The organism is Rhodocyclus tenuis, assembly GCF_014197755.1.
GTDB classification, from domain to species: domain Bacteria; phylum Pseudomonadota; class Gammaproteobacteria; order Burkholderiales; family Rhodocyclaceae; genus Rhodocyclus; species Rhodocyclus tenuis.
Map to the genome: position 1 here is coordinate 66,395 of NZ_JACIGE010000007.1, position 13,102 is coordinate 79,496.

The 13,102-nt window shown below is 64.7% G+C and carries 9 protein-coding genes; 6 read left to right on the forward strand and 3 right to left on the reverse strand.

What is annotated here, in order from left to right; translation table 11 throughout:
- Positions 1-39: 39 nt before the first annotated feature.
- Together GGD90_RS10490 and GGD90_RS10495 are read right to left on the reverse strand one after the other, a co-directional pair.
- Positions 40-2,691 (reverse strand): chemotaxis protein CheW, encoded by a 2,652-nt coding sequence (locus tag GGD90_RS10490; protein WP_184415097.1) that lies wholly within the window; start codon positions 2,689-2,691, stop codon positions 40-42.
- A gap of 300 nt (positions 2,692-2,991) precedes the next feature.
- On the reverse strand, positions 2,992-3,762 hold the full coding sequence (locus GGD90_RS10495) for an NAD-dependent deacylase (protein ID WP_153116701.1): 771 nt from the start codon (positions 3,760-3,762) through the stop codon (positions 2,992-2,994).
- A 129-nt stretch (positions 3,763-3,891) separates the two neighbouring features.
- Between GGD90_RS10495 and GGD90_RS10500 the strand changes: the two genes are divergently transcribed.
- Positions 3,892-4,788 carry an HAD-IA family hydrolase gene (locus GGD90_RS10500; RefSeq protein ID WP_153116702.1) on the forward strand — a complete coding sequence of 299 codons (897 nt, stop codon included), beginning with the start codon at positions 3,892-3,894 and terminating at the stop codon, positions 4,786-4,788.
- 25 nt (positions 4,789-4,813) lie between these two features.
- Entirely contained in the window at positions 4,814-6,202 is a 1,389-nt protein-coding gene (locus GGD90_RS10505; RefSeq protein ID WP_153116703.1) for a ribulose-bisphosphate carboxylase, read from the forward strand.
- 65 nt (positions 6,203-6,267) lie between these two features.
- On the opposite strand, the gene GGD90_RS10510 is transcribed toward GGD90_RS10505, so the two are convergent.
- The gene (locus GGD90_RS10510) at positions 6,268-7,194 is read right to left on the reverse strand and encodes a LysR family transcriptional regulator (protein ID WP_153116704.1); all 927 of its coding nucleotides are present in this window, start codon (positions 7,192-7,194) and stop codon (positions 6,268-6,270) included.
- 133 nt (positions 7,195-7,327) lie between these two features.
- On the opposite strand from GGD90_RS10510, the gene GGD90_RS10515 reads away from it, so the two are divergent.
- The 4 genes from GGD90_RS10515 (at position 7,328) to pntB (ending at position 12,941) form a co-directional block, all read left to right on the forward strand.
- On the forward strand, positions 7,328-8,407 hold the full coding sequence (locus GGD90_RS10515) for a class 1 fructose-bisphosphatase (protein ID WP_153116705.1): 1,080 nt from the start codon (positions 7,328-7,330) through the stop codon (positions 8,405-8,407).
- A gap of 71 nt (positions 8,408-8,478) precedes the next feature.
- Positions 8,479-9,354, forward strand: coding sequence for a phosphoribulokinase (locus GGD90_RS10520; protein WP_153116706.1), 876 nt, complete (start codon positions 8,479-8,481; stop codon positions 9,352-9,354).
- 578 nt (positions 9,355-9,932) lie between these two features.
- A complete protein-coding gene (locus GGD90_RS10525; RefSeq protein WP_153116707.1) occupies positions 9,933-11,522 on the forward strand; it encodes a Re/Si-specific NAD(P)(+) transhydrogenase subunit alpha in 1,590 nt (529 codons plus the stop codon).
- Positions 11,523-11,531: 9 nt separating this feature from the next.
- On the forward strand, positions 11,532-12,941 hold the full coding sequence (pntB, locus tag GGD90_RS10530) for a Re/Si-specific NAD(P)(+) transhydrogenase subunit beta (RefSeq protein WP_153116708.1): 1,410 nt from the start codon (positions 11,532-11,534) through the stop codon (positions 12,939-12,941).
- The last annotated feature ends 161 nt before the right edge of the window (positions 12,942-13,102 follow it).

Sequence of the window (13,102 nt, forward strand, 5' to 3'; positions counted from 1 at the left end):
CACTGACCGGTAGATGCCTCGGACAGCGCCCGGCTTTCGTCAAGCGGCTTCGCGGATCAGCATGTCTGTCACCGACAGCTTACGCAGCGAACTGCGCTCGAGTATCTTCGTAAGAGACAGGATGATGAGGATGCGACGCTCGCGCTCTTCGACCCCCGGCTTGACGAGGCTGTCGACCAGCGATTGCCCGTCCGCCAGCAGCGCAGGCACTGGTTCGATGCGCTGCGCCTCGATGCTGGTGACTTCGCCCAGCGTATCGACGATCAAGCCGAAGCGGGTAGGCGGCGTGCCCGCTTGCAGAACGAGTACCTGACGCCTGTCGAGCATCCCGTCACGCTGCCGCCGTTCGCCACCCTGACGCTTCGCACTCAAGGCCGGGGAGATGTCGACCACCGGCAGCGCCTGATCGTCGAACATCAGGCAGCCGGCGATCCATTCGCAGCTGCCTGGCACCGGCGTCAAGCGCTCCGTATCGACGGCAGCCAGTACCACTTCCGGAGGCAGGCCGAACCACTGGTGCCCAATATAGAAAGTGGCGATATCGCACAGATCGGCCTTGCGCGACTGCTGACTGACCCGGTATTCGCTGCCGGCCGTTTCCCGCTGGGTGATCCGCCCAGCCTCGGCCAGCCGCTCGGACAATGGCGTGAAGATCAGCGCCAGCACCTCCTGCTGGTAGGAGTCGCCGGCTGACTTGTACTCGCGATAGCCGGAGCCCTTACACGAGCCCACCGCGTAATAGCGGCCTTCGTGGGCGACAATGTTGGCCGTACTCTCGCCCTGCGCCAGCGCAAAGAACGCCGGACTCAGGTTCAGCCGCCCACCGCTGGCAAGGTCCGGTTGCGTACTGGCGATGATCCAGCCGTCGGCCTCGGTGAATACGGCAAAGGCCCCCGGCACGACGCTACCGTCTTCCTGACGCGGCAGGGCATCGTTGAGCATTGCCTTGAACTGCGTCGTGGCGTCGAAAACGATGGCGATGCCACCGACCGGCTCGCCGTCATCGATTCCCCTGACCGCGGCGGAAAAGACGTAGGTGGCCTCACCGGCGTAGAGATCGCTCGCCACGAAGTCAGACACACAATAGTTCTGTCCGTCACGCAGACCCAGGCAGCTGCGCACCCAGTTTTCGTTCACCGGCTTGCCCAACTGGTCGTTGTATGCCGGATTGGAAACGGCAACGACGCGGCCACTCTGATCGAACAGGATCAGGTTGGTGTAGACGGTATAAAGATCGTTGATCTGACGAAGGATTCGGGTCAGCCGCTGGCGCAGCGCCTCGTCTTGCAGGGAGGCGCTGCCCAGTGCCTCGCGGAATTCGCGCGTCAGCGCCCACCAGCGGCAATCATTGGCGCGTTCATAGAGGTTGCGGTCCATGATGTCGATCGCCAGCGCCGCCTGCGTGCCGCAATCGAAGAGCACCGACGAGACGACCGTCTTGTACAGATTGCTGGTCGATTCGCTGAAAACCCGGCGGGTATGCAGCCCGGTTGCGCCGATCTCGCGCAGCAATACCTTGGCGAACTCGGCATTGTGGGTGTTGTTCTCGCGTGCCAGCCAGATGTTGCCGTTCCACACCGAGCGGTTGAGCTCCTGCTGGATCGATGTAGCTTTGAGCGGAATATCACGCAACGACTGGCTGAACAGCGTCGCCACGTCGAGCACACTGGCGAGAAAATCCTCGGGAATACCCTCCAGTTCGAGCGCCTCCGCCATCTCAAAGGCATGGTTGAGCGGCGCCATGACCTGACCCAGCCAACCCGGACCGGCGTATCCCTGATACGGCGTCGCCGCGCGGGTTGTCGCCAGATACTCGCGGCCGGCAAAGCGCAGGATCCGGCAGGCATTGTCCGGCACCGGCTCGACGCGTGCATCGACGGGGAACTGGTAGGGATCGCTGCTGGCAATGATGCGTCCGTCGGGCGCGATCAGCGTCACGACGCTCCAGTCGTCCTCGGACACCAGACTGTCAAAGATGCGCTGGCACTCGTCGGCGAACCTGAAACACAGGCAGAGCACACCGACCGGACGACTGCCGTCCTTGGACATGACCCGATAGGCGTAGATCAGCGGGCTCGGCTCGTCCGACAGCAGATCGGTACTGCGGAACACTTCGACGTAAGCAGCTTCGGTCGTCAGCGCCTCCGCCAGCAGCGGATCGTGCGACTGCGTTACCGGGTTGGCGCCGTCGAGCTGCGCGAGGACTTCGCCCTGCGGCGAGAGCAGGATGATGTTGTGATAGACCGAGTACTTGGCGACGTACTCGGCAAAGTGCGAACCGATGCGCGCTTGCCAGGCGGCATCGCGCGCCAGTGCCGGATCGGCTTCGACCGCCTCGGCAAAGGCGCAGACCTCGCCATCGGTGGCGAGAAAGCCGATGTCAGCCGTCCGTTCGAACAGGTTGCGGATCAGCACGTCGATGGCGACGCGTGCGCAAGAACTGAGATTCAGCGTCGCCTTCTTGTAATGCTCCTGCGCCAGTTGTTCAAGGAGCACCGACGCCAGCGCCTGGAAATCGCGGCGCATGCCGGTGATGTCGGTGCCGGCACCGAGCAACTGCCCGAGCAGCGTAAGGTTGTCATAGACCGCCTGAATCTCGTTCAGTCGCTTCTTGTCAGGGGCGAGTGCGCCCATGAAGCGTGCCAGATAGTTCAGATCGGTCTTGGTGCTGGATTTGTTACGCCGTCTCATCAAAATATCTCCACAAGGCACCGCAAACACCGCGGGCGGCTGTGCAAAGCACATTCAGTGCCTATGACCTTCGCCATATAACCCTAATTACAGCGCGGTTTTACGCCCGATGCGCGACATATTTTGGCGCAGCACAGCGTCGACGCACGCTTTTGGTGCAGAGCGTACGCGCATTGGCTCAGGATCCGGGAGAGAGAAAAATCAGGGCGTCGCCACAGGAAACCAGCCGCACACCGGGCTGTCCAGGTGCGCAAACCAGCGGCCGTTCGGTCTGGCGGTCTGGCGCCAGGAGCCGCGCAGCTAGCGTGCCAGCCGCTTCATCAAGCCGCTCATCGCCGCTGCCGCGCCGAGTGGCAGGTAATGGTCGACGACGCCGGACAACTGCGTTCGCTGCGGATTGATCTCGACCGTCGCCACGCCAGAGTCGACCGCCCACAGCACCGGCTGCGTGATGTAGGGAAAGACGCTCGAGGTGCCGATGCTGAAGACCATGTCGAAACCCTCATCGGCGGCGGCGACCAGGCGTGCGATCGCGCCTTCCGGCAGCGCTTCGCCAAAGAGCACCACCTTTGGCCGCAGCACGCTGGCGCAAACCGGGCACAGCGGGGGCAAGTCGCGTCCGGCGAGGCTGTCGGCACGCTCTTCATAGGCACAGAGCGGGCAGTGCAGTTGCTGCAGGTTGCCGTGGATCTCGATGACGTTGCGGCTGCCCGCCTGCCGATGCAGCCCGTCGACGTTCTGCGTCAGCACCGTCGTGCGCTGCAGGTGCGACTCCAGCTCCGCAATCGCCCGATGCGCGGCGTTTGGCTCCGCGCCACGGCACGCCGACTCGATCTGAGCCAGATACTTCCAGGTGAGGTCGGGACGCACGGCGAAGACCTGCGCCGAGAGCAGCTCCTCGATGGCGAGGCCCTCGTCGGTCGCCGTATCGTTGTACAGGCCGCCGACGCCGCGATAGGTCGGCAGTCCGGAGTCGGCCGAGATGCCGGCACCGGTGATGAAGAGCACGCTCTGCGCGCGCCCGAGTCGCTCGGCAACGGCGTCGAGGACTCTATTGACATGTTCGTTCATGGGCATTCGGGGCCACCGTGATAAGTAAGCTTTTACTTGCCTAAACACCAAAAAACATTAACTTCAAATAAACGGATATCTCACCTAGACTGCATGCATCGATCAGCAGCAAGCCACTCAGGACACGCAATGCCCCGCCTTGCAGCAAGCTCCCCACTCGCCAGCGACAGCACTGCCAGCACCGCCAACACCAAGCTCCGCCCTGCCTTGCGTGCGGTAATCTTCGATGTCGATGGCACGCTTGCCGAAACCGAGCTCGACGGTCACCTGCCGGCGTTCAATCAGGCCTTCGCCGATGCCTGCCTCGACTGGCACTGGTCGCCGGCCGAATACCTCGAACTGCTGGCAGTCACCGGCGGCAAGGAACGCATCGCACATTATGCTCTTCGCAAGCACGCGGAGTTCGCGCGGCGCGCGGATTTTCCGCAGTTGGTCGCCAATCTGCACCGGCGCAAGACCGAGCTTTATGCCGCGCGCGCCGCTGCCGGCGCGATCACGCTGCGCCCCGGCATCCGCCGTCTGCTCGACGAGATCGCCGCCGCCGGCCTCGTCGCCGCCATCGCCACGACCACCTCGCCGGACAGCGTGCGCGCGCTGATCAATGGGCAACTCGGCGCCGACGCGCTGACGCGCTTTGCCTGCATCGGCGCTGGCGACGTCGTCGCCAGCAAGAAGCCGGCGCCGGACATTTACCAGTACGTGATTGACGCGCTCGGGCTCGCCGCTGACGAATGCCTCGCCATCGAGGATTCGGCGGTGGGCACCGCCGCAGCGCTGGCGGCCGGCGTTCCGGTCGTCGTCACCGCGCACGCGGCCACGGCAGCCGAGAACTTTGCCGGCGCCCTCGCGGTCCTCGACGGTCTCGGCGAAGCCGACGCACCGGCCCGTTCGCTTGCCGGCCCGGAACCGGCAGGCGGCTTCGTCAGCCTCTCCGACCTCATCCGCTGGCACGGCAGCAAGAATCAGCAGCACGATTTCGCAGGAAAGCAGCATGCGCAGGACATCGCCGCCCGCTCGGGCATCTGAACCTCTCACTCACGGAGAACGCACCATGGACCAGTCGAACCGCTACGCCAACCTCGCCCTCAAGGAAGAAGACCTGATCCGCAATGGCGGTCACGTCCTCTGTGCCTACCACTTCAAGCCCAAGGCCGGCTATGAGGCGGTGTCGACGGCAGCGCACTTCGCCGCCGAATCGTCGACCGGCACCAACGTCGAGGTGTGCACCACCGACGATTTCACGCGTGGCGTCGACGCGCTGGTCTATGAGGTGACGGCTCGCCCCGACGGCGACTTCCTGATGAAGATCGCCTACCCGCTGGCGCTGTTCGACCGCAACATCACCGACGGCCGCGCCATGATCGCCTCGTTCCTGACGCTGACCATCGGCAACAACCAGGGCATGGGCGACGTCGAATACGCCAAGATGCACGACTTCTACGTGCCGCCGGCCTACCTGCAGCTGTTCGACGGCCCGGCGGTCAACATCACCGACCTGTGGCGCATTCTCGGCCGGCCGCTGACCAACGGCGGCATGATCGCCGGCACCATCATCAAGCCCAAGCTCGGCCTGCGGCCGAAGCCCTTCGCCGACGCCTGCCACGAGTTCTGGCTCGGCGGCGACTTCATCAAGAACGACGAACCGCAGGGCAACCAGACCTTCGCGCCGCTCAAGGAAACGATCACGCTGGTCGCCGACGCGATGCGCCGCGCGCAGGACACCACCGGCGAAGCCAAGCTGTTCTCGGCCAACATCACCGCCGACGACCCCTTCGAGATGATCGCCCGCGGCGAGTACATCCTCGAAACCTTCGCCGAAAACGCGCACCACGTCGCTTTCCTGGTTGACGGCTATGTTGCCGGCGCCACCGCAGTGACCACCTGCCGCCGCCGCTTCCCGAAGCAGTTCCTGCACTACCACCGTGCCGGCCACGGCGCCGTCACCAGCCCGCAGGCGAAGCGCGGCTACACCGCTTTCGTGCATTGCAAGATGTCGCGTCTGCAGGGCGCTTCGGGCATCCATACCGGCACCATGGGCTTCGGCAAGATGGAAGGCGAGTCGGCCGACCGCGCTATCGCCTACATGCTCGACCAGGATGTCGCGCAAGGCCCCTACTACCGCCAGGAATGGCTGGGCACCAAGGCAACGACGCCGATCATCTCGGGCGGCATGAACGCGCTGCGTCTTCCCGGCTTCTTCAGCAACCTCGGCCACTCGAACGTGATCCAGACCTCGGGCGGCGGCGCCTTCGGCCACAAGGACGGCGGCGTTGCCGGCGCGCTGTCGCTGCGCCAGGCGCACGAAGCCTGGCAGAAGGGAATCGACCTCGTCGATTACGCCAAGGAACACAAGGAACTCGCGGGCGCTTTCGAATCCTTCACCAGCGATGCCGACAAGCTCTACCCGGGCTGGCGGCAGAAGCTCGGCGTCGCCGCCTGAGCCTCGCTCACTGCCAGCAAGCGCACGTCGCGATGCGATCCTGTCCGAAACCGCGCCGGCAGCCTTCACAGCTGCTCGGCGAGGTAGGCCGGCGCGCGTTCGAGGATGAAATCCCAGAACGCCGCCAGCGCTGGCGTCTGCCGCTTGCTGCGCAGGCGGACCAGATGCCAGCGGCGCATCACCGGCGTGCCTTCAACGTCGAGAATGGCGAGCTTGCCGGCGGAGAACTCGAGCCCGAGCGTATGCCGCGAGACGAAGCCGATTCCCAGCCCGGCAACAACGGCCTGCTTGATGGCGTCGTTGCTGCCCATTTCCATGCCGATGCGCGGTCGCTGCGACTGGCCGGCGAAAAACTCTTCCATCGCCGAACGCGTGCCCGAACCGGCCTCGCGTGCGATCAGTGTTTCACCGGTGATTTCGTCGATGCGCAGGCCGTGGCGCTGCGCCAGCGGATGCCCGGCGGCGGCGATGAACACCAGCGGATGCGGCGCCAGCACCGTCGTTTCGCTGTCCATGTCGGCCGGCGGCCGACCCATGATCGCCACATCGACCTCGTTGCTGGCGAGCAGCCGGTAAACCGTTTCGCGATTGTCGATCAGCAGACGCAGGCGCAGTTCCGGGTAGAGCCCACGAAACTGCGAGAGCAGCGCCGGCGCGAAGTATTCGGCGGTGCTCGCCGCGGCGACGGCAATGCGGCCACCGCGCAAGCCCTTCAGTGCCGACAGCGATTCGTCGGCATCGCGCAGCGACTGCTGGATGTCGCGCGCATGGCCGAGCAGCGCTTCGCCGGCCTCGGTGAGGAAAACGCGCTTGCCGATGCGCTCGAACAGGTTGATTCCGGCGACTTCCTCGAGCTGGCGGATCTGCAGCGAAATCGCCGCCTGCGTCAGATGCAGTTCCTCGGCGGCACGGGCAAACGACAGCCGCGTTGCGGCGACGACGAAGATCTGCAACTGGCGCAAGGTGGCGTTACGGACACTGGCATTTCTCATCGGGGAGCATTCCGGGCAGGGTGCCGGCGCTTGGCGTCGGCACAACAAAAACGTTTAGACTCTCTCTTCCACGGAAGTCGAGTGTCGGTCATTTCAGCGCCCTAGGGCGCATACATCCAGGGGAGCCACTCGCATGCTATTCGGACGCACCAACGTCAACAAGTTTCTGGTCGAGGAACAACGCCGCAACCCCGCACTGGCCGGCGATTTTTCGATGCTGGTCAGCGACATCGTGCGTTCCTGCAAGACGATAGCGCAGAGCGTCTCGCGCGGGGCGCTCGCCGGCGTGCTCGGCGACGCCGGCAGCGACAACGTGCAGGGCGAAGCGCAGAAGAAACTCGACGTGCTGGCCAACGACAGCTTCCTGCATCACTGCGAATGGGGCGGCCATCTGGCCGCGCTGGCATCGGAAGAAATGGACGAGATCCTGCCGATTCCGGCGACGCACCCGCGCGGCGCCTACCTGCTGGTGTTTGACCCGCTCGACGGCTCGTCGAACATCGACGTCAATCTTTCGGTCGGCAGCATTTTCTCGATCCTGCGCTGTCGCGGCGATATCAAGAACCCGACCGAGGCCGACTTCCTGCAGCCGGGAACGCAGCAGGTCGCCGCCGGCTACGCCATCTACGGCCCGGCGACGATGCTCGTGCTCAGCGTCGGCAACGGCGTGCACGGCTTCACGCTCGACCGCGAGATCGGCGAGTTCCTGCTCACCCACCCCGACCTGAAGGTGGCGCCGGCAACGCGCGAATTTGCCATCAACACCTCGAACGAGCGCTTCTGGGAGCCGCCGGTACGCCGCTACGTCGACGAATGTCTGGCCGGCAAGACCGGCGAGCGCGGCAAGGACTTCAACATGCGCTGGATCGCCTCGATGGTCGCCGAAGTGCATCGCATCCTGATGCGCGGCGGCGTCTTCATGTATCCGCGCGACACCAAGGACCCGTCGAAACCCGGCCGCCTGCGTCTGCTCTACGAGGCCAATCCGATGGCCATGATCATCGAACAGGCCGGCGGCCGCGCCTCGACCGGACGCCAGGACATCCTGCAACTGCAGCCCGAATCGCTGCACCAGCGCGTGCCGGTGATTCTCGGATCGCGCGAGGAAGTCGAGCGCCTGGTGCGTTACCACAGCGACTACGATCGTGGCGAGGACAAGCCCTTCACCTCGCCGCTGTTCGGTACGCGCTCGCTGTTCTCCAACGATTCCTAGCCGCCACCGGTCTTCGCGCATTCCCTTTCGCAGCTCTCCACCCCCGCGTCCACCTCCAGGAGAAAAAACACATGTCGATCAGGCATCCGGTCATCGCCATCACCGGTTCGTCCGGCGCCGGCACCACGTCGGTCACGCGCACTTTCGAGAACATCTTCCGGCGCGAGAAGATCAACGCCGCGATCATCGAAGGCGATTCCTTCCACCGCTACGACCGCAAGGAAATGAAGGCCAAGATGGCCGAAGCGGCGGCCTCGGGAAACCAGCATTTCAGCCACTTCGGCCTTGAAAACAATCTGCTCGAAGAGCTGGAAGAGCTGTTTCGCCTGTACGGCGAAACCGGCAGCGGCCGCGCCCGCCACTACGTGCACGACGACGCCGAAGCGCTGCGCTTCGGCGCACCACCCGGCACCTTCACCGAGTGGGAGAAACTGCCTGAAGGCAGCGATCTGCTCTTCTACGAAGGTCTGCACGGCGCGGTGAAGACGGGCAAAATCGACGTCGCCCGGCATGTCGACCTGCGCATCGGCGTCGTGCCGATCATCAACCTCGAGTGGATCCAGAAGCTGCACCGCGACAAGGCGATGCGCGGCTATTCGACCGAGGCGGTGGTCGACACGATCCTGCGCCGCATGCCCGACTACGTGAACATCATCGCGCCGCAGTTCTCGGAAACGCACGTGAACTTCCAGCGCGTGCCGACGGTGGATACCTCCAACCCCTTCACCTCGCGCGACATTCCGAGTCCCGACGAGAGCTTCCTGGTGATCCGCTTCGCCAACCCGAAGGGAATCGATTTCCCCTACCTGCTGACCATGCTGCACGACTCGTTCATGTCGCGGCCGAACACCATCGTCTGTCCCGGTGGCAAGATGAGCCTCGCCATGCAACTGATCTTCACGCCGATGCTGCTGCAACTGCTCGACCGCAAGCGCCGTTCGCTGTAATCGCGGCGCCAGCGCAGACCCTGCCGGCGGGATCACTGCCGGCAGGGCCGCTTGCCGCCGGCGCGCTAGCGAACCGGCAAAAATGCAATTTCCGGCAAACGGCCTGACGATTTTCGTCGCCGCCCGGGAACTTCGCACCCCACAGGTGTTGTCTGAAGCTCGCAATCGGCGCAATGAACCCGTCAGCACGGCAGGACGGGAAAGCTGCCCGACGGCCGATTCCCCCAACGGACGCTTGCCAGCTTCAGGATATTGCGCAGAATGCCCCTCGCACTTTTGTCTGCCCCCCTTCCCGGACGCGGATTTCGCTTAAAATCCGGGCTCCCGGCGGCGCTGCTGTCGTGCTGACAATCAACACACTGCGACCCTCTGCTTGAGTCCCGCCCGCGCATTCGACAACACCCCGCCAGGCGTCCCGGTTCGCCTGTCGGAGACGACCACCTTGCGCTCGCCCCGCAATCGAGTCAGCCGTCACTGCCCGCCGCTGCAACTGCGACGGAGCGCCGGCCATCACCGTGCCCGGCTTGGCGCGACCACTCCTTGCATCGCTCTTCAATTCTTCCGCTGAAAGTCCAGCCATGTCTCTGACCATAGGAATCCCGAGGGAAACCTACCCCGCCGAGAAACGTGTCGCCACCGTCCCGGACGTTACCGAAAAGCTGATCAAGCTCGGCTTTTCGGTGCTGGTCGAGAGCGGCGCCGGCGAACTGGCCAATTTTGCCGACGAAACCTACGTCGCTGCCGGCGCGCGCATCGCCGCCAGCGCCGACGAACTTTGGCGCAGCGCCGACATCGTCTTCAAGGTGCGCGCGCCGAGCATGGACGAGGTGGCGCTGCTCAAGGAAGGCGCGACGCTGGTCAGCTTCATCTGGCCGGCGCAGAACCCCGAACTGATGCAGGCGCTCGCCGCGCGCAAGGTGACCGTACTGGCGATGGACAGCGTGCCGCGCATGTCGCGCGCGCAGAAGATGGACGCCTTGAGTTCGATGGCCAACATCGCCGGCTATCGCGCGGTGATCGAGGCGGCGCATCACTTCGGCCGCTTCTTCACCGGCCAGATCACCGCCGCCGGCAAGGTGCCGCCGGCCAAGGTCTTCATCATCGGTGCCGGCGTCGCCGGTCTGGCAGCGCTCGGTGCCGCCGTCGGTCTCGGCGCGATCGTTCGCGCCAACGACACGCGCCCCGAAGTCGCCGACCAGATCAAGTCGCTCGGCGGCGAATTCGTGCCGGTCGAGTACACCGAGGAAGGAACCGGCGTCGGCGGCTACGCCAAGGTAATGTCCGAAGGCTTCCAGAAAGCGCAGCTCGAAACCTTCGCCAGACAGGCGAAGGAAGTCGACATCATCATCACCACCGCGCTGATTCCCGGCCGGCCGGCGCCGAAGCTGATCACCGCCGAAATGGTGCAGAGCATGCGTCCAGGCAGCGTCATCGTCGACCTCGCTTCCGAACAGGGCGGCAACTGCGCGCTGACCGTTCCCGGCGAGGTCGTCGTCCGCCACGGCGTCACCATCATTGGCTACGCCGACCTGCCGAGCCGGCTTTCCAAGCAGGCGTCGACGCTGTACGCGACCAACCTGCTGCGCCTGACCGAAGAACTGTGCAAGGCCAAGGACGGCCTGCTCAACGTCAATATGGACGACGAGGTGATCCGCGGCGCCACCGTCATCAAGGACGGCGAAGTGACCTGGCCGCCACCGCCGCCGAAACTCTCGGCGGCACCGGCGCAGGCCAAACCGGCGGCAGCCGTTCCGGCGCCGGAAAAGAAGTCGGCGCACGGCGCTTCCGGCGCACCGATGGCGGGCAGCACGCTGGCGATCATCTTCGGGCTCGGCGCGGCATTGTTCTGGCTGATCGGCGCCTATGCGCCGGCGGCTTTCCTCGGCCACTTCACCGTCTTCGTCCTCGCCTGCTTCGTCGGCTACATGGTCGTCTGGAACGTGACGCCGGCGCTACACACGCCGCTGATGAGCGTCACCAACGCCATTTCCAGCATCATCGCCATCGGCGCGCTGGTGCAGATCGCGCCGCCCCTGGCCGCTGGCGGCGTGCCACGCGGCGACGACTGGATCCGCTGGCTGGCCGTCGCCGGCATCGTCCTCACCGCGATCAACATGTTCGGCGGCTTTGCCGTCACCCGCCGCATGCTGGCGATGTTCCGCAAGTAAGGGAAAGTCATGTCTGCCAGTCTCGCTTCCGTTTCCTATATCGCTGCCGCAATCCTGTTCATCCTCAGCCTCGGTGGCTTGTCGAACCCGGAAAGCTCGCGTCGCGGTAACGCCTACGGCATGGCCGGCATGGCGATCGCCGTGCTCGCCACGGTTTTCGGCCCGCAGGTCAGTGCTGCCGGCATTCCGTGGATCATCGGCGCCATGCTCGTCGGCGGCAGCATCGGCCTCTATGCCGCGCGTACGGTGAAGATGACGCAGATGCCCGAACTGGTCGCGCTGATGCACAGCCTGGTCGGTCTCGCCGCCATGCTCGTCGGCTTCGCCAGCTTCATCGACCCGACCAGCGAACTCGCCGGCGCCGAAAAGAGCATCCACGAGGTCGAGATCTACATCGGCGTCTTCATCGGCGCGATCACCTTCTCCGGCTCACTGATCGCTTTCGGCAAGCTGTCGGCACGCATCGGCGGCAAGCCGCTACTGCTGCCCGGACGGCACTGGCTCAACCTCGCCGGCCTGCTCGCCGTCGGCTTCTTCGGCTGGCAGTTCCTGCAGGCGGAAAGCATCGCCGCCGGCATGCTGCCGCTGTTGGTGATGACGGCAATCGCCCTGCTCTTCGGCATCCACATGGTGATGGCCATCGGCGGCGCCGACATGCCGGTGGTGGTGTCGATGCTCAACAGCTATTCGGGCTGGGCGGCAGCGGCGACCGGCTTCATGCTCTCCAACGACCTGCTGATCGTCACCGGCGCGCTGGTCGGTTCGAGCGGTGCGATCCTCTCCTACATCATGTGCCGGGCGATGAACCGCAACTTCATCAGCGTCATCGCCGGCGGTTTCGGCAGCGGCGCCAAGAAGACGGCCAAGAAAGCCGACGGCGAACCGGTCGGCGAGGTGACCGCGATCAGCGCGCAGGAAACCGCCGAACTGCTCAAGGACGCCAAGAACGTCGTCATCGTCCCCGGCTACGGCATGGCGGTGGCGCAGGCGCAGCACACGGTGTTCGAGATCACGCGCACCTTGCGCGAGCGCGGCGTGAACGTGCGCTTCGGCATCCACCCGGTGGCCGGGCGCATGCCGGGGCACATGAACGTGCTGCTCGCCGAAGCCAAGGTGCCTTACGACATCGTGATGGAGATGGACGAGATCAACGAGGACTTCCCCGACACCGACGTGTCGATGGTGATCGGCGCCAACGACATCGTGAACCCGGCGGCGCAGGAAGACCCGGGCTCGCCGATCGCCGGCATGCCGGTGCTCGAAGTGTGGAAGGCGAAAACCTCGATCGTCATGAAGCGTTCGATGGCCTCGGGCTATGCCGGCGTCGACAACCCGCTGTTCTACAAGGACAACAACCGCATGCTCTTCGGTGACGCGAAGAAGATGCTGGAAGAGGTGCTGACGGCGCTGAAGGCCTGAACGCGACCTTCAGCAGACTGGCGCGTCCTATTACTTTCGTCACACAAGCCCTTGGCAAGCCTCGCCCGCACCGCGACAATGCTGGCTGACGCCAGTTCAGGCAAACGCACTCGCGGTCAATTCAATTGCCGGGAACACTTCCTTGCCATATCGCGCCGTCC